The sequence below is a fragment of the Solwaraspora sp. WMMB335 genome (assembly GCF_049179075.1).
GTDB lineage: Bacteria > Actinomycetota > Actinomycetes > Mycobacteriales > Micromonosporaceae > Micromonospora_E.
In genome coordinates this window covers 3,706,661-3,724,054 of sequence record NZ_JBMHMF010000001.1, presented here as the reverse complement: position 1 = coordinate 3,724,054, position 17,394 = coordinate 3,706,661, and the positions used below count along the sequence as shown (strand labels likewise).

Genomic DNA, 17,394 nt, shown 5'->3' with positions numbered 1-17,394 from the left:
GCTCGGATAGTGCGCAGAGAATGGATGGGGTGGGGGATCAGGTGCCGATGACACCGCCGTCGGCCTTGCGGATCACCACGGTCGACGACCGGGGCCGGCCGGCCGGGTCGAAGTCGGGCCAGTTGCTCACCGCACGCGGGTTCTCCGGCGTCGGGGTGCCCCAGTACGTCGTGGACTCGCCGGGGTGCTGCACGTTGATGAACATGGTCCGCTGGTCAGGGGTGGTGACCACCCCGGTGATCTCCGCGCCACGCGGGCCGACCAGGAACCGCCGGATCTCCCCGGTACGTGGGTCGGCGGCCAGCATCGCGTTGTTACCGATGTTGTCGTGGCCACGGTCCGCCCGGTTCTGCGTCGAGTTCGACACGTCGGTCTGAATCCACAGCCGCCCGTCACCGTCGAACCAGATCCCGTCCGGCGAGCCGAAGATGTTCGTCTCGTCGAGTTGCACCTGCGGGTCGTACGCCGGGTCACCGGCCAGCACGAACACGTCCCACTCGAAGGTGGTCGCGGTGTTGTCGCAGCCGCGCTCGCGCCAGCGGATGATGTGGCCGTACGGATTCGGAGTGCGCGGGTTCACCTCACCCGGCCAACCGGTGCCGTTGGTCAGGGTCAGGTAGACGTCGTTGTTCTTCGGGTTGACCGCCACCCACTCCGGACGGTCCAGCGGGGTGGCGCCGACCGCGTCGGCCGCCTCCCGGGTACGCAGCAGCACGTCGGCCTGGTCCTGCCAGCCGTTCGCCCTGGTCAGCGGACCCTTGCCGTGCTTCAGCGGCAGCCAGACACCCTTGCCGTCGTCGTCGAACCGGGCGACGTAGAGCGTGCCGTGGTCCAGCGGGCTGCGGCCCAGCGCCCGCTGCATCCGCCACGAACCGTCACCGACGAACTTGTACAGGTAGTCGCCGTCCTGGTCGTCGCCGCTGTAGACGACGACCCGGCCACGCGACTCCCAGAAGGTGGCGCCTTCGTGCTTGAACCGACCGAGCGCGGTCCGCTTCACCGGGGTGGACCGCGGGTTCATCGGGTCGATCTCCACCAGCCACCCGAAGCGGTTCAGTTCGTTGGGGTTGCGCGCCACGTCGAAGCGCGGGTCGGCCAGGTGCCAGCGGTAGCCGAATCCGGCGGCGTTCACGCCGTACCGGGCCTGCTCCGGCGTCGGCGACCACTGCGGGTCCTCGGTGCCGAAGTACCCGTTCCAGTTCTCCTCACAGGCCACGTAGGTGCCCCACGGGGTGGCTCCGTGCGAGCAGTTGTTCAACGTACCCATCGGGGAGTTGTTCGAGCGCAGTGCCGGGTGCCGGCCGGACACCGGGCCGGAGAAGGCGACCGGGGTGGTGCCGGTGACCCGGCGGTTGAACCGCGAGTCGACGTTGCGCCACCTGCCCCGCGACAGTTCCACCTCGACGACGCTGACCCCGTGGCCGGCCAGCGCCTTGTCGACCTTCTCCCGGGTCATCTCCGCGTCGCCGTCGGGGTACAGCAGGGTCCGGTCGATGTACTCGTGGTTGAGCACCAGCAGGCCACGCCGGCTGCCCAGCGGGCCGCGACCCAGCGGGAAGAAGTGCATGCCGTCGTGGTGGCTGCCCACCTGCTCAGCCTGCTCGGCGGCGGTGTTGGTGGCGTCGGCGCGCCAGGCCGGACCCCGGCTGCGCAGCGGGGTGCCCCACGGGATGAGCACGTCGGCGGTGTAGCCCGCGGGGACGGTGATCGCGTCGTCGGTGTTGGGCAGTACGGGGTCGAAGCCGAGCAGTCCACGCCGGCTCGGCCGATCGGGCTTGCCGTGCCCGTGCCCCTGCCCATGACCGTTGCCGCCGGCGCTGGCCGGCGCGTCGGCACCGAGGGTGCCTGCGGCGGCACCGAGGAACGCCGCGGCGGCGATGACCGTGCCGCCGCGGACGATGTCCCGGCGCCCGGCGCGGGCGGCGAGCACTTCACGGAACGGCCGGTTGCCGGATGTGTTCGAGCTGATGTCGTCCGGGTCGGTATGGACGTGATTGTCATGGTCGATAGACATGTCGATCCTCGCTCGGTCGGAAGCGGGCCGCCCGGTCCGTACCGCATCCACGCGCGACCTATCCGCGCGCGACGCCGGACCGGATCTGCCAGGACGGTCCGGGCTGGACGGCATCGCTGGCACCCGGGACCGTAGGCAGCCGACCGGGACCGCCCGCGAACATGCGAGCGACCTTTCGGCGACGTACAGATGAACGCTCGACGTCTGATACAAAGTGCCGTCGGTGTCTGCACTGTCACGAATAGGTAACGAGACCTCAGTGTTTAACGAGTCACCCCCTGCCCGTCTGGGCTTCGACACCGGCGTCTCCTAGATTGATTTGACTCGCCCTCTCACCGGAGGAACGCCTACATGCGCCAAAACAGACGCATAGCCGGATGGAAAGTCGCCACCGCGGTCCTCAGTGCTGGTGCACTGAGCGTCACCGGCGGCGCGGCGGCCATGGCCGCACCGGCGACCGATGCCCCATTTATCAGCGAAATCCACTACGACAATGCCGGAACCGACACCGGCGAAGCGATCGAGATCGAAGCACCCATCGATTTCGATCTGACCGACTGGCAGATCGTCCTCTACAACGGAGCGAACGGAGCCGTCTACGGTACCCGTACCCTCGGCGGAACCGTTCCCGCCGCGGGAGTCATGGTCGCCGAATACCCGACCGATGGGGTGCAGAACGGATCGCCGGACGGCATCGCGCTGGTCGACCCGTCAGGCGCGGTCCAGGAATTCCTCAGCTACGAAGGCACCCTGACCGCGGTGGGCGGCCCGGCCGACGGCCGGACCAGCGTCGACATCGGGGTCGCCGAGACCTCCAGTACCCCGGTCGGTCACTCGCTGCAGCAGATCGACGGCAGTTGGCAAGGTCCGGCGGCCAACACCTTCGGCACCCGCAACGGCGGTGGCGGCGACCCCGATCCCGACCCCGAGCTGGGCTGCGACGTCGACGTCACGCACAGCATCGCGGCGGTGCAGGGCACCGGGGCGACCACGCCGCTCGCCGGCGACCAGGTGACGGTGGAAGGCATCGTCACCGCGGACCACCGGGTCGGCGGCTACAACGGGATCTACCTGCAGACCCCGGGCACCGGGGGCGACCGCGCGGTCGGCGCCGGCACCGCCAGCGACGGGATCTTCGTCTACCTGACCAGCAACGCGGCCAACCACCCACCGGTTGCCATCGGCGACCGGGTGCGGGTCACCGGCACCGCCGGTGAGTACTTCGGTCTCAGTCAGGTCAGCATCGGTGCCCGCGCCGACGTACAGATCTGCGACCGGGACAATCCGCTACCGGCACCGGTACCGCTGACCTTGCCGCTGGCCGCCACCGATCGGGAATCGGTCGAGTCCATGCTGGTGGCCCCGGTCGGCACGTACGCCGTCGCCGAGGTCTACAACACCAACCGGTACGGCGAGGTCGTGCTCACCGCCGGTGACTCGCCGGCGGTCATCCCGACCGACGTGGCCGAGCCGGGCAGTTCACAGGCCCAGCAGATCGCCGCCGACAACCTGGTGCACCGGATTCTGGTCGACGACGGCCGGACCACCAACCTGTCCAGTGCCGGCATCGCCCCGCCGTACCTCGCGCCGGACCAGCCGCTGCGGGTGGGCGACTCGGTCGACGCGTTCGGCCCGAGCGTGCTGTCCTACGGGTTCGACGAGTGGCGGCTGCAGCCGACCCTGCCGGTCAGCGCGGACACCCCGGCCGCTGAGCGGACCACGTTCAAGGTGACCAACCCACGTACCGCCACGCCGGTCGCGGTCGGCGGTGACATCCGGGTGGCCAGCTTCAACGTGCTGAACTACTTCGTCCACTTCGGTGGCGACGCCCGGGGAGCGGCCGACGAGGCTGCGTTGGCGAAGCAGGAAGCCAAGATCGTCTCGGCGATCACCGCCCTGGACGCGCACGTCGTCGGCCTACAGGAGATCGAGAACTCGGTGCGCTTCGCGCCGATGGAACCGGAGAAGGCGCTCACCCGGCTGGTCGCCGCCCTGAACGCCGCTGACGGAGCCGGGACCTGGGACTACGTCCGCTCCCCGGCGGACCTGCCCACCCCGGCGGAGCAGGACTTCATCAGCAACGCGATCATTTTCAAGCCGGGCGCGGTGACTCCGGTCGGGCCGCCCCGGTCGGTCGATGACGAGACCGTCTGGTTCAACGCCCGGGAGCCGATCGCCCAGACCTTCACCGCCGGTGAGCTGACCTTCACCGTGGTGGCCAACCACTTCAAGTCCAAGAGCACCTCGGTGCCGCCGACCGGCGACAACGTCGACGCCGGCGACGGCCAGGGCGCGTACAACGGTGACCGGACCCGGCAGGCCGCCGCGTTGATCGACTTCGTCGACCAGCTGGTCGACGACAGTGGCAGCGACGACGTGCTGCTGCTGGGGGACTTCAACTCGTACAGCCAGGAGGATCCGATGCGGATCCTCTACGACGCCGACTACGCCGACCTCAACGACACCGGTCGGACGACGTACGTGTTCGCCGGCGAGTCGGGTTCGCTGGACCACGCGCTGGCGTCACCGTCGCTGGCGACCCGGGTCACCGGAGCCGACGTCTGGCAGATCAACGCGGTCGAGTCGTACGCCTTCCAGTACGACGGCTTCCCGACCTTCTTCGACCCCGGTCCGTACCGGGCCAGTGATCACAATCCGATGGTGATCGGGTTGGACACCGGCGCCGACGGCCCGGTCGAGCTGCAGCTGCTGGGAATCAACGACTTCCACGGCCGGCTCGAACCGGTGGGCACCGTCGACGGCCAGCCGCTCGGCGGCGCGGCCCAGGTCGCCGGGCTGGTCGACCAGTACCGGGCGACCAACCCGAACACCGTGTTCGTCTCGGCCGGGGACAACATCGGGGCGTCGACGTTCATTTCGGCGATCGACGACGACAACCCGACCCTCGACGCGCTCAACGCGGCCGGACTGGAGGTGACCGCGGTCGGCAACCACGAGTTCGACAAGGGCATGGCGGATCTGACCGACCGGGTCATCCCACGGTCGGACTTCCCGCACCTGGGCGCCAACGTGTACCGCGACGACGACCGGGCGCTGCCGGCCTACCACGTGCAGGAGATCGGCGGAATCCGGGTCGGCTACATCGGCGTGGTCACCGAGGAGACTGCCGTGATCGTCAGCCCGGACGGCATCGCCGGGCTCACCTTCCGTCCGGCGGCGGCCGAGGCCAGCCTCGTGGCCACCGCGCTCAAGGACGGCGACGAGAGCAACGGCGAGGCGGACGTGGTGGTGCTGCTCACCCACGAGGGTGCGGCCACGGAGAACATCGACTCGCCCGAGGCGCTGATGAGCGACCCGGTGTTCGGCCCGTTCACCCGGACGGTCCCGGAGATCGACGTCATCTTCAGCGGGCACACCCACCAGCCGTACGCCTTCGAGGTGCCGGTGCCCGGCACCGACAAGACCCGTCCGGTGCTGCAGGCCGAGGACTACGGCGAGAAGGTCGGCCGGGTGGTGCTGCAGGTGGACACCGAGTCCGGTGAGATCAGCACCGAGACCGTCGAGTTGATCGACGTGATCGGCACGCCGGTCAACCAGGAGGTCGCCGACATCGTGGCGACGGCCAAGGCCAACGCCGAGGTGCTCGGCCAGCAGCCGTTGGGCTCGGTCACCGAGGACATCACCCGGGCGTTCACCAACGGCAACGAGGACCGGGGCAAGGAATCGGTGCTGGGCAACTTCATCGCCGATGTACAGCTGGCGGGCACCCGGGAACCGGGCCGGGGCGGCGCGCAGATCGCCTTCATGAACCCGGGCGGGTTGCGGTCCGACCTGTTGTACGGCGAGGACGGGGTGATCACCTACGCCGAGGCGTTCGCGGTGCAGCCGTTCGCCAACGACGTGGTGACCCGGACCTACACCGGTGCGCAGATCAAACGGGTGTTGGAGCAGCAGTGGCAGCCCGCCGGGGCGTCCCGTCCGCTGCTGTGGCTCGGCGTGTCGGAGGGCTTCTTCTACACGTACGACCCGGAGGCACCACAGGGCGAGCGGATCACCTCGATGAGCCTGGACGGCGAGCCGATCTCGCCGACCGGGACCTACCGGCTGACGGTCAACTCGTTCCTGGCCGCCGGTGGCGACAACTTCGCTGCCCTGACCGAGGGCACCGACACGATGACCACCGGTGACAACGATCTGACCATGCTGGTCGACTACTTCGCGGCGAACTCGCCGGTGACCGCCGACCCCGAATCGCGGTCGGCGGTGGGCTACCCGGAGCCGACCTGTGACGTGACCGTCACTGGTCAGCACGACGGCGCGCTGATCGTCAAGGCCGGGATGACCTACTGTCTGGAGGACGCGACGGTCAACGGTCCGGTGACGGTCCGCCCGGGCTCGGTGCTGTTGGCCACCGACGGTGCGATCAACGGCCCGGTCACCGCGAACCGCCCGGAGTCGGTCAGCTTCACCGGGACGAGCGTCTCGGGTCCGCTGACGTTGCTGCGGGCCACCGGGGCGGTGACCCTGCTCGGGGTGACGCTGCGGGGTCCGCTGGAGGTCACCGGCGGTGACGGTGGTCTGCGCCTCGACGGTGCTGACATCTCCGGCCCGGTGAACCTGGTCAACAACAAGCACGACGAGTCGCCGGTGGTGGTGGCCGGGAACACGATCCGTGGTCCGCTGCACTGCCAGGGCAACAGCCCGATGCCGACCGACGAGGATCGACCCAACACGGTGCAGGGCCCGGTTTCCGGGCAGTGCGCCAGGCTCTAAGCCGGACAGTCGGTTCAGCCCGCAACCTGTCGGGCTGAACCGGCGCCGGCGGGAACCGCGGCCCGGCGGACCAACGACATGGTCCGCCGGGCCGCGGTTTGGTTGCTGACTGCGTGCGTGTCTGCTGACTGCGTGCGTGTCTGCTGACCGCGTGTCCGGTTCGTTGGGTTCGCGTTGCCTGCTGAGCGAGCGCTACCTGGCGGCTGCCGGCTCGGGGGTCAGTTCGACGGCATCGCGCCGCCGCCCGAGCATGGCGTCCACCGAGTAGCGTCCCGGTCCGACAGCGGCTACCAACAGGAACGACCAGCAGAACAAGGCGGCCAGTTCGCCACCGTTGTTCATCGGCAACAGCCCGTCGGGCTGGTGCACGACGAAGTACGCGTACGCCATCGAGCCGGAGCAGAGCACCGCCGCGATGCGGGTACCGAGGCCGGCGAGCACCAACACGCCACCGGCGAACTGGATCAGCGCGGCCCACCAACCAGGCCAGATGCCGATCACGATAGCCTCGCCGGTTCCGCGGTGACCGCCGAAGAGGCCGAACAACCCGGCAGCGCCATGCAGGGCGAACAGCAGACCGAGTACCACCCGGAACAGCGTGGTCACGATCTCGGGCAGTCGGGCAGGGGACATGACGACTCCTCGTCAATCAGTTGGAATACTGGTCCCACGGCGACTGGAGCGTATCGATAAATATGTTAGATGGTCAATGTTTCGTTGCTCGTGGTGAGGTAAAAACCGAGTTGCGATCTTGATTCGAAGGGTCGCCGCCGGCCCACCGTCGTATCTCGCGTCGCGTCGCGTAGGCTGGCCCTTTCGAGCAGCCCTAGCTCGGTGGCGCCCCGAGCGCCCGCCGGACGCAGACGCGACTCGCCAGACGGAGACCAGCATGCACCAGATCCGGGTGTTACCGCCCGAAGCCGGGCACTGTGTGGTCGAGGCTTCCGGGGAGCTGGACATGACCGCCACCGGCGAACTGTGCGCGGCGGTCAGCGACATCACGGCACCCGACACCCACTGGATCGTCGTCGACCTGGCCGAGGTGTCGCTGATCGACTCCAGCGCCATCAAGGAACTGGTCGACGCCCAACACGCGGCGGCTGCCCGCAACCAGATCCTGATCGTACGCAACCCCCAGCCGATCGTCGCCCGGGTGCTGCGGGTGACCGGGATCGCGTCGCTACTGGGGATTTCGGCGGATGACCGGACGGGCACCGTCTACGGTGGTGGTTCCGGCAGTCGTGGGACCGAGGAGTGACCACGTTCACCTGGCTGGTGCACCGCGATTTCACCAGCGGCATCACTCAGATGCGCCTGGCCGGTGCGTTGACCGACACCGAACTGGTCAGGCTCGCCCCGGTACTGCGGCGCTGCCTGGTCGAGGAGCCCCTGGCACTACTGGTCGAGTTGGACGAGGTCACTGTGGTCAGTCCGATCGGGCTGCGGGTCTTCGCCATCATCTCGGGTGCCGGGACCGGCCACCGGCCCGCGCTACACCTGTGTGCCCGGCCCGACACCCCGGCCGGCCGGCTGGCCCGGGACGGCATCAGGGACCTGGTGAGCGTGCAGGACAGCGTCCTCGACGCGACCAAGCTGGTGGAGGCAAGCCCGAGGTCGCCGTACCGATGGCACGAGTATCTCCCGCCGCGCGCCCAGTCGCCCGCCCAGGCCCGCCGCCTGATCGGCACTGCCTGCCGGTCGTGGCAACTGGCGGCGTTGGCCGACGAGGCCAAGGTGATCGGTTCCGAACTGGTCAGCAACGCCGTCGAGCACGCCGGCACCGAGCTGGATGTCACGGCCACCCGCCAGGCCGGGGCGATCCGCATCAGCGTGCGGGACCGCAGTCCGCGACTACCCACGCCGGTCAGTCGTAGCATGCCGGCCGCCGCTGCCCGGCGGGGCCGCGGACTGGCCATCATCGAGGCACTGGCCAGCGACTGGGGATACGCCGGCCTGGCCGAGGGCAAGGCGGTGTGGGCGGCGCTGCGGCTGCCCGACTAGACGAGTAGTTCCGAAGTTCGGTCAGTGGTCGTAGGCGATCAGTGACCGGGTGACGGGTGCGCCGGTCTTGTTGTTGTGCCAGATCGCGGCGGCCATCGCGAGGAGGCGTTGAGCGACGCGTACGGCGACACCGGTGAAGGTCCGGCCGCCGTGTTGTTCAAGGTCGAGTTGGCCTTTGAGGGTGTCGTTGACCGACTCGATCAGCTGGCGGACCTTCTTGAGCAGCGGTTCGCCGTGGCGGGTCTTCTCCTTCTTGCGGGACGGGCGTAGCAGGGTGATGCCCTGGTCGGCGAGGTTCCGCTCGAAGGGTCCGGACGCGAAGCCCTTGTCGCTGATCAGCAGGATGCCGTCGTGTTCGGCGACGACACCGGCCTCGACCTCCAGCATCGCGGTGAGGACCTCCCGCTCGCCGAGCTTCGGGTTGGCCAAAGCCCACAGGATCGGCATCCCGGTCGGGGTGCAGACCAGGTACAGGCGCAGTCCCCAGAAGAACCGGGAGTGGGAGGCGCAGTAGCCGTATCCGGCCCAGCCGGCCAGGTCCGAGCGTTGCACGGTGGGGCGGGACATGCCGCACGGCACCGGGGTAGAGTCGACGATCCAGTGGTTGTCGAACCAGAAGTCACTGTCGCGGGCCAGGGCCCGGATCGTCTTCTTGATCAGTGGTAGCGCGGCGCGGAGCCGTTTGTTGTAGCCGGGTCGTTGTGGCAGGTAGGGAAACCAGGGGCGTAGGTGGATGCGGGCGTAGCGGATCCAGTGGGCTTCCGAGCGGGCGCCGAGCAGGACCTGCGCCACGGCCAGGCACACCAGCTCCGAGTCGGTCAGCAGCGGTGGTCTGCCGCGCCACCGGGGCGTGCGGATGGTGTCGTCGATCTTGACGTACAGTGCGGTCAGGAGGGTGTCCAGGTCTTGCGTCACAACACGATCTTGGACACCCTCTCTTCACGCCCGGACATCGACCCCTGACATCGGAACTACTCGTCTAGGCGTCGGGCAGGCCGCGGCCCTGTGCCGGGCAGCCCTACAACCGCCCCAACGCGGCCCGCAGCGGATCGAGGCCGAGTACGCCGAGATCGAGCGCGGCACGGTGGAACTCCTTGAGGTCGAACGCGGCACCCTTGCGGGCCTGGGTGTCCGCCCGGGCCTGTAGCCAGATGCGTTCGCCGATCTTGTACGACGGAGCCTGTCCCGGCCAACCGAGATAGCGGTCCAGTTCGAACCGCAGGATCTCGTCCGGCACCCGGCAGTGTGCCCGCAGGAACTCCCAGCCGAGTGCGGGAGTCCACCGCTCGCCCGGGTGGAAGTTGAACGAGTTCGGCGGAATGACCAGCTCCAGATGCATTCCGATGTCGACGATCACCCGGGCGGCGCGTAGCGCCTGCCCGTCGAGCATCCCGAGCCGGTCCCCCGGATCGGCCAGGAACCCCAACTCATCCATCAGCCGTTCCGCGTACAGCGCCCAGCCTTCACCGTGCCCGGAACACCAGCAGAGCAGGCGCTGCCAGCGGTTCAGCAGATCACTGCGGACCTGGGTCTGGCCGGTCTGCAGGTGGTGACCGGGGACCCCCTCGTGGTAGACGGTGGTGACCTCCTTCCAGGTCGAGAACTCGGTCAGCCCCGCCGGGACCGCCCACCACATCCGGCCTGGCCGGGAGAAGTCCTCGCTCGGGCCGGTGTAGTAGATGCCACCGTCACTGGTCGGTGCCAGGCAGCACTCGATGCGCCGGATCTGTTCCGGAATGTCGAAGTGGGTGCCGTGCAGCTCGCTGATCGCCTTGTCGGCGAGCGTCTGCATCCAGCTGCGGAATGCCTGCTTGCCGACGATGGTCCGGGCCGGGTCCGCGTCCAGCGCCTGCACCGCATCGTCGATCCGGGCCCCGTGCCCGACGATCTGTGCCGCCACCCGGCGCATCTCCTGCTCGATGCGGTCCAGCTCGAAGAACCCCCAGGCGTACGTCTCCGTCAGGTCGACCCGGGCGCCGAGAAAGTACTGGGACGCGAGTTCGTAGCGGTCGTGGCCGGCGGCCTCGGTGTCCCGACCGAGCGGTGCCAGCTCGGTGCGCAGGAACGTGCCGAAGGCGACGGTCGCGGCAGTGGCCGCGGCGGCGGCCCGACGCAGGTCGGCGACCAGCGAATCGGGCGCGGTCAGCCGGTCCGCCAGCGCGTGGAAGAAGTTGTCCCCGGCGGGGTCGGTCCAGACGTCGCACTGGTCGGCGACCTTGAGCATCTGTGCCCGGGGCGCGACGTGTCCGGCCCTGGCCGAGGTCAGCAAGGTCGTCCGGACCTGCTCCAACGCCTTCGGGTAGCCGTCCATCCGGGCGGCGATGTTCGTCACCGCCTTGATGCCCTCGGTCGGCATTAGGTCGAACACCTGGCGCAGGTAGTGCAGGCCGCTGGTGATGACGCTCAGTTCGCTGGTCTCCACGCCCGCGTCATAGCGGGCCAACTCCAGGCCCAGCCGCTCCGCCATGGCGTCGCGGGCCACCCGCTCCGGCTCCGACTGCGGTTCCGTGACATCCAGCTCCCGCAGTGTCCGCCGGGTCAGTTCCGCACGTCCGGCATGACCCTCCGGCGACAGATCATCGAGCTGGTCGTCGTGTCCGACGATGCCGGCATACGTTGCGCCGACCGGATTGAGCACCGCCCACTGCTCGACAAAGCGGTTGCTGATGTCGTCAACACGTCCCATGCTGACGACCCTACGCGTCGGTTCGATCAGGTTGTCGTACCCGAAGGCCGACCAGGCCTGTCGGACCCGGAAGGCAGGGTGTCAGAGTGCGTACCCCGAACGGCACCGGCCGATCCGACCCAGCCGGCCCAACCAGCTCCACCGGCGAGGCCGGCCCGACCAGGTCCACCGGCGAGGCCGGCCTCGCCAGCTGGCTGCCGGGTTTCCTGCTGCTCGCGGTGATCTGGGGCGCCAGTTTCCTGCTCATCAAGATCAGCATCTCCGAGCTGCACCCGATCTACGTGACCCTCGGCCGCGTCGGCGCCGGCGCGCTCACCCTGCTGATCGCGCTGCCACTAATGGGCGACCGGCTGCCGGCGGATCCTCGGCTCTGGCTGCACATGACGGTTGTCGGCGCGGTCGGGGTGGCGCTGCCGTTCACCCTGCTCGGCTACGGCGAACAGCGTATCCCGTCGCTGCTGGCCGGCATCTGGAACGCGACCACGCCGTTGATCGCGCTGCCGCTGGCGGTGCTGGTGTTCCGTACCGAGCGGATGACCGTACGTCGGTTCGGCGGGACCGCACTGGGCTTCGCCGGTGTGCTGGTCGTGCTCGGCGCGTGGCAGGGGATCGGCGGTGCCGCGCTGACCGGTCAGTTGTTCTGCCTGGTGGCGGCGGTCTGCTACGGCGCCGCCATCCCGTACCAGAAGCGGTTCGTCACCGGCCGGTCCGAGAGCGGCCTGGTGCTCGCCGCGATGCAACTGATCCTGGCCACCGGCCAGCTCGTGGTCGTCGCCCCGCTGATCGCGGGCCCGCCGCCCGCGCCGTCGAGCCTGTCTCCGCGGGTGATCGCGGGCGTGCTGGTCCTCGGCGCGATCGGCACCGGGCTGGCCTTCGTGATCCACATGCGCAACATCAGGGTGGCCGGTGCCAGCACCGCGGCGGCCGTCACCTATGTCGTTCCGGTCGTCGCGGTCGCGGTCGGCGTGCTGGTGCTCGGCGAGCGTCTGGACTGGTACCAGCCGGTCGGCGCGTTGATCGTGCTGGCCGGGGTGGCGATCGCGCAGACCGGCGGACGGCGGCCGCGCCGACCCGGACTATCCGGCCCGGCCGGACCGGTGCGCGGCGGTCCAGTCGAGCAGCCGTGCCGCCGGCCAGGCGTTGACCACGTGTTGTGCGGTGACGCCGCAGAGCACGGCTCGGGCACAGCCGAAGCGCTGCCAGTCCAGCTGACCGGGAGCGTGTGCGTCGGTGTTGACGGCGAACCGGCATCCCGCCTCGACCGCTAGCCTGATCAGCCGCTTCGGCGGGTCCTGTCGCTCCGGTCGCGAGTTGATCTCCACCGCCTTGCCGTGCTGCGCACAGGCGGCGAACACCGCCTGTGCGTCGAAATCGCTCGGCGGGCGCGAGCGGGCCCGGTGGCCGCGGTCGCCAGGACCGGTCACGCCCGGCGGGCGGGAGGTGACCATCCGACCGGTGCAGTGACCGAGGATGTCCAGCCGTGGGTTGGTCACGGCGGCCAGCATCCGTCTGGTCATCCGTGCCCGGTCGTCGCGCAGGTTGGCGTGCACCGAGCCGACCACCACGTCCAACCGGTCGAGCAACTCGTCGGACTGGTCCAGCGAGCCGTCGGGCAGGATGTCCACCTCGATGCCGGTGAGGATACGGAACCCTTCCGGCAGCGCGGCGTTCAGCGCGGCGACGTGGTCGAGCTGGCGGCGCAGCCGGGCGGCGGTCAGCCCGCGTGCCACCGTGAGCCGGGGCGAGTGATCGGTCAGCGCCAGGTACTCGTGGCCGAGTTCCACCGCCGCCAGCGCCATCTCCTCGATCGGTGAGCCGCCGTCGGACCAGTCGGAGTGGGTGTGGCAGTCGCCGCGTAGCGCGGCCCGCAGCGCGGCCGCGGCGTCGTCCAGGTCCGCCCCCTCGGTGGCCAGCAACCGGCGCAGGTACACCGGCTCCGCACCGGCCAGGGACTCGGCCACGCAGCGCGCGGTCACCGCACCGACGCCGGCCAACTCGGTGAGGGTGCCCGCGGTCGCCCGGTCGGTCAGTTCCTCGTCGGTCAGGCCACCCAGCGCCGCCGCCGCCGAGCGAAACGCCCGTACCCGGTAGGTCGCCTCGTTGGCGCGTTCCAGCAGGAACGCGATGCGCCGTAGATCGGCGATCGGATCTCGGATGTCTGACACACCGTCACGATAAGGCCCCGCCGCCGCGGCCGAGGGCTGTCGGGGGTGGCAGCGCAGCCGATATTGTCGTCGCATGCGGACCATCGACTGGGTCGGCGATGCGGTCGAGATCATCGACCAGACCGCACTGCCCACCCATACAAAGATGTCGCGACTGTCTACAGTAGATGAGGTGGTCGCCGCGATCCAGTCACTGGCCGTGCGCGGCGCACCCGCGATCGGCGTCGCCGGTGCTCTCGGCGTGGCAGTTGCGGTCCGCCAGTACGCGAACGATCCGGACGGTCTTGCGGCAGCCGTCGAACGACTGCGGACCGCCCGCCCGACCGCGGTGAACCTCGCCCGCGGCGTGGACCGGGCGGCCGCCCGGATCCCCGCCGGCCCGCCGGCCGTGCTCGCCGAGGCCACCGCGCTGATGACGGAGGAAATCGCGGCATCAGCGGCGATGGCCCGGCACGGGGCCGATCTGCTCAGCCAGCTCTGCCCGCCACGTCCCCGACTGCTGACCCACTGCAACACCGGCGCACTGGCCACGGTCGTCGGCGGCACCGCTCTGGCGGCCGTCGCCGAGTTGCACCGCCGTGGTGGCCTGGGCGCCGTGATCGCCAGCGAGACCCGGCCGCTGCTGCAAGGAGCCCGACTGACCGCGTGGGAGCTTGCTCGACTGGGCGTGGAGTTCCAGGTGGCGGTCGACGGTGCGGGCCCGTTCCTGATGGCCCGTGGCATGGTCGACGCGGTGATCGTCGGTGCCGACCGGATCTGCGCCAACGGCGACACGATAAACAAGATCGGTACGTACGCCCACGCCCTCGGCGCGCGGCGGGCCGGACTGCCGTTCATCGTCGTCGCGCCGGAAACGACCGTGGACGGCAAGACCGCCACCGGAGCGGACGTCGACATCGAGGATCGCGGGTCGGCCGAGATCGTCGCGTTCGCCGGCACCTTGACCACCCCTGCCGACGCCGCCGCAATCAATCCGGCCTTCGACGTGACCCCCGCCGACCTGGTCACCGCTATCGTCACCGACCGTCGGGTGGTCCGTCTCGATCGCGGCGAACGGCTCTGACAGGCGGAGCCGGATGTGGTCAGCTCGGCGGGTCGACGGTCACCGGCCGAACCGCGGTCACCGTACGTCGGTCGTCGGCGACCGCCGTGACCCAGCCGCCGACCCGGCCCAACCGCAGCAGCGCATCGGGCCGCGCCGGCAGCTCCAGCGCCGTGCCGGCCAGTGGCGGCCAGACCGCGCGGGCCGTGCTACCCCGGGCCAGCCACGGCACCAGCGCGGCGATCGGCTCGTCGGTGTCGAGCGCGTCCCTGGCGTCGGCCAGCGCAGCCAGCACCTCGTCCAACGCCGTACGGACCGCGTCGGCGTTGCCACCGCACATCGCGGCCACCAGTCCGGGCGGACTCGCCGCCACCCGGGTGCCGTCACGGAACGAGCCCGCCGCCAGTGACCAGGCCAGCCGGTCGGTGGCGGCGGTGGCGGCCAGCGCGGTCGCCAGCAGATGCGGTACATGGCTGATCGTCGCCACCGCCCGATCGTGCTCGACGGCGGTCGTCGGCACCACCCGGGCACCCAGCCCGGTCACGACGGCGGCCACGGTCAGCCAATCGCCGACCGGAGTGACCTGCGGTTCCAGGCAGAGCACCCAGGCGCAGTCGGCGAACAGTCCCGGGTCGGCGGCGGTGAATCCGGACCGCTCGCGGCCGGACATCGGATGACCACCGACGAAGCCGGCCAGCCGGTCGTGCTGACGGTGCAGGTGTCGCTCGACCAGGTCGCGTACCGGCCCCTTGACCGATGTCACATCGGTGACCAGCCCGCTGTAGCCCGCTGCGGCCAACTGCGCCAGCACCCGGCCCAGTGCGGGCAGTGGCACCGCCACGACCACCAGATCCGCGCTGTCGATCGCGTCGCGTACGGTCGAAACCACCTGCCAGCGCGCGGTGCCCGGCGCCTGCGCGGCAGCGGTGCGCGCGGTCGCCCGGGTCGCCGGATCGGCATCGTAGCCGAACACCCGGTGACCCGCCGCCGCGAACGCGCGCAGCGCGGAACCACCGATCAGCCCGAGCCCGATTACCGCCACGTCCACGCGGTGACTCTGCCACACCGGGGGTACGGGGCGATCGGGCAGCCTTGACGCCGGTACCCTGACAGGCGAGAGCCAGGTGTACGGGGGCCAGGGCACGGGGAAGGAGCACCGGATGCCGGATCACCCGATCAACTGGCCGCCGCCAGCTCCCACCGGCCAGCAACCGTGGCCAGCGGCATCAGCGGGCTGGACGCCGCCGCGGACTCCACCGCAGTACGCATCCGGGCTGTTTCCCGGCGCGCCTGTGCCGGCGCCGGCGATCCCACCCCGCCCCACCTATCGGGAACCGCACCCGGTGCGCCCGGGGGCGATCGCCGTCGGTTCGCTGGCCACCGCACTGTGGCTGCTGCTGACCGGGCTGCTCGGGCAGGACCTACGCGGCTACGCGTTCGCGACCCTGGCCGCGGGCGTGGTCGCCTGGGCGTTGGCGATCGTCCTGACCTGGCTCGGGGATCGTGGCGTCGCCACCGGGGTGGCACTGGCGATGTCGGCCGGATGGAGTATCGCGGCTGTGGCGATCGCCACTCACTGGGCGGTCACCGGTTCCTGGCCGCTGTGGTGACCCGGGTCGACCAGGATGCCGTCCGGGTGCTGCCAGCCTGGGGCCGTGGTACCGCTCCCAGCGGTTGTCGTCCAGGGCTTGACGAAACCGGGCGGCGGTCGGCACTCTCGGCGGCATGGCCAACAGTGTGCATCGGCTCGATCCTGAGCGGAATCGGCGCCGATTGCAGATCCTCGCCGAGCTCGCCGGCGCCAGGATCGCCCGGGAGCGGGAGCGTCCCCGAAAGGTCCGCGGTCAGCGGCTGCGCGAATTGATCGCAACCCGGCGACTCGTCAGCTGAGCTGAGCGACCTCGCGGCTACGCCCGACAGCCGCAGGTGACGGCGGCATGCCGAGCCACCGGCACCATCGACCCTATCCCGTTCGGGGCGTTGCGGGGTCAACGACCTACCTGACCCGATACCGTCACCCTGACGACGAAATCGGCGGTTACCGGTGGCGGAGGCCGCCGGGGCACCGCAGGACCATTGGGGGGACCGTGCCATATTTCGCTGCTGCGGCCGTACGCGGCCCGGCCGGTTGGTCCGGCGCTGAACTCGATCTCGGTGGCGTCGCTGACATCGACGAAGTGACCGACCGGCTGCGCGAGGTCGATCCGGACGCCGAAGTGTCACTGCTGTTCGTCGAGGCGGACGACAGCTACCTGGTCATCCTCCGGCTCGACGACGGCGAGGATCCGCGGGTGTTCAGCTCGGACGCCGCATTCGGCGAAGAGTCGCGACTCGGAGCGTTGCTGATCGGCGACATCCAGACACCTGCCGTCGAGGTCGAACTGGAGCCGGTGGTGATCGGTGCCGCCGCCGGCGGCGGATCGGCGACCCGGACGGGCAGCGCGACCGCTCCGGCGTCGGCCGCGAGTGGCGGCGGGTACGCCGGCGACCCGCTGGACGACCTGGACGACATCGACGTTTTGGCCGACGAGGAGGCGGCCGAGGACGACGAGGAACCCGTCGCGGATCCGGACGCCGAGCCGATCGGCGACGCGGATCTGCTCGCCGACCTCGGCGTCCCGGCCCGCCGGCTACTGTCGCTCTGCGCCCGCGACGGCATGCTGCCGGCTGACGTGACGGCCGAGGTGTGTCAAACCATCGGCTGCGGAGACGAGGTCGAGGAACTGCGCGAGGCGTGACCGGGCAGGCAGAC

General features: G+C 70.1%; 13 protein-coding genes and 1 pseudogene. 8 read left to right on the top strand and 6 right to left on the bottom strand.

Translation table 11 applies throughout. From position 1 onward, the window contains the following. Positions 1 to 37: 37 nt before the first annotated feature. Entirely contained in the window at positions 38 to 2,014 is a 1,977-nt protein-coding gene (locus tag ACN27F_RS16110; RefSeq protein WP_421434341.1) for a PhoX family protein, read from the bottom strand. Positions 2,015 to 2,365: 351 nt separating this feature from the next. Between ACN27F_RS16110 and ACN27F_RS16105 the strand changes: the two genes are divergently transcribed. Then, positions 2,366 to 6,748, top strand: coding sequence for an ExeM/NucH family extracellular endonuclease (locus tag ACN27F_RS16105; protein ID WP_421434340.1), 4,383 nt, complete (start codon positions 2,366 to 2,368; stop codon positions 6,746 to 6,748). A gap of 192 nt (positions 6,749 to 6,940) precedes the next feature. Here ACN27F_RS16105 and ACN27F_RS16100 read toward each other — a convergent pair whose 3' ends face one another. Further along, positions 6,941 to 7,381 carry a DoxX family protein gene (locus tag ACN27F_RS16100; RefSeq protein ID WP_421434339.1) on the bottom strand — a complete coding sequence of 147 codons (441 nt, stop codon included), beginning with the start codon at positions 7,379 to 7,381 and terminating at the stop codon, positions 6,941 to 6,943. 256 nt (positions 7,382 to 7,637) lie between these two features. Here ACN27F_RS16100 and ACN27F_RS16095 point away from each other — a divergent pair, with 256 nt between their 5' ends. Then, positions 7,638 to 8,006, top strand: coding sequence for an STAS domain-containing protein (locus ACN27F_RS16095; protein WP_421434338.1), 369 nt, complete (start codon positions 7,638 to 7,640; stop codon positions 8,004 to 8,006). Continuing rightward, entirely contained in the window at positions 8,003 to 8,749 is a 747-nt protein-coding gene (locus ACN27F_RS16090) for an ATP-binding protein (RefSeq protein ID WP_421434337.1), read from the top strand. Before ACN27F_RS16095 ends, ACN27F_RS16090 begins: the two co-directional genes overlap by 4 nt. 21 nt (positions 8,750 to 8,770) lie before the next feature. Here the strand turns inward: ACN27F_RS16090 and ACN27F_RS16085 are convergent, their stop codons facing one another. Together ACN27F_RS16085 and ACN27F_RS16080 are read right to left on the bottom strand one after the other, a co-directional pair. Then, positions 8,771 to 9,664 carry an IS982 family transposase gene (locus ACN27F_RS16085; RefSeq protein ID WP_421432554.1) on the bottom strand — a complete coding sequence of 298 codons (894 nt, stop codon included), beginning with the start codon at positions 9,662 to 9,664 and terminating at the stop codon, positions 8,771 to 8,773. 103 nt (positions 9,665 to 9,767) lie between these two features. Then, positions 9,768 to 11,435 carry a DUF885 domain-containing protein gene (locus ACN27F_RS16080; RefSeq protein WP_421434336.1) on the bottom strand — a complete coding sequence of 556 codons (1,668 nt, stop codon included), beginning with the start codon at positions 11,433 to 11,435 and terminating at the stop codon, positions 9,768 to 9,770. Positions 11,436 to 11,521: 86 nt separating this feature from the next. Here ACN27F_RS16080 and ACN27F_RS16075 point away from each other — a divergent pair. After that, positions 11,522 to 12,415, top strand: a pseudogene (locus tag ACN27F_RS16075) (DMT family transporter); the annotation flags it as partial. A 96-nt stretch (positions 12,416 to 12,511) separates the two neighbouring features. Here the strand turns inward: ACN27F_RS16075 and ACN27F_RS16070 are convergent. Beyond that, positions 12,512 to 13,591, bottom strand: a complete 1,080-nt coding sequence (locus ACN27F_RS16070; protein WP_421440248.1) for a PHP domain-containing protein — start codon at positions 13,589 to 13,591, stop codon at positions 12,512 to 12,514. Positions 13,592 to 13,673: 82 nt separating this feature from the next. On the opposite strand from ACN27F_RS16070, the gene mtnA reads away from it, so the two are divergent. Beyond that, a complete protein-coding gene (gene mtnA, locus ACN27F_RS16065; protein ID WP_421434335.1) occupies positions 13,674 to 14,663 on the top strand; it encodes an S-methyl-5-thioribose-1-phosphate isomerase in 990 nt (329 codons plus the stop codon). Between the two features lie 19 nt (positions 14,664 to 14,682). Here mtnA and ACN27F_RS16060 read toward each other — a convergent pair whose 3' ends face one another. Then, complete coding sequence (locus tag ACN27F_RS16060) at positions 14,683 to 15,690, bottom strand: prephenate dehydrogenase (RefSeq protein WP_421434334.1); 1,008 nt, start codon at positions 15,688 to 15,690, stop codon at positions 14,683 to 14,685. Between the two features lie 112 nt (positions 15,691 to 15,802). Between ACN27F_RS16060 and ACN27F_RS16055 the strand changes: the two genes are divergently transcribed. The 3 genes from ACN27F_RS16055 (at position 15,803) to ACN27F_RS16045 (ending at position 17,380) form a co-directional block, all read left to right on the top strand. Continuing rightward, on the top strand, positions 15,803 to 16,252 hold the full coding sequence (locus ACN27F_RS16055; protein ID WP_421434333.1) for a hypothetical protein: 450 nt from the start codon (positions 15,803 to 15,805) through the stop codon (positions 16,250 to 16,252). A gap of 115 nt (positions 16,253 to 16,367) precedes the next feature. Next, positions 16,368 to 16,532: a hypothetical protein gene (locus ACN27F_RS16050; protein ID WP_421434332.1), complete on the top strand. Its 165-nt coding sequence runs from the start codon at positions 16,368 to 16,370 to the stop codon at positions 16,530 to 16,532. A gap of 197 nt (positions 16,533 to 16,729) precedes the next feature. Beyond that, on the top strand, positions 16,730 to 17,380 hold the full coding sequence (locus ACN27F_RS16045) for a tRNA adenosine deaminase-associated protein (protein WP_421434331.1): 651 nt from the start codon (positions 16,730 to 16,732) through the stop codon (positions 17,378 to 17,380). The last annotated feature ends 14 nt before the right edge of the window (positions 17,381 to 17,394 follow it).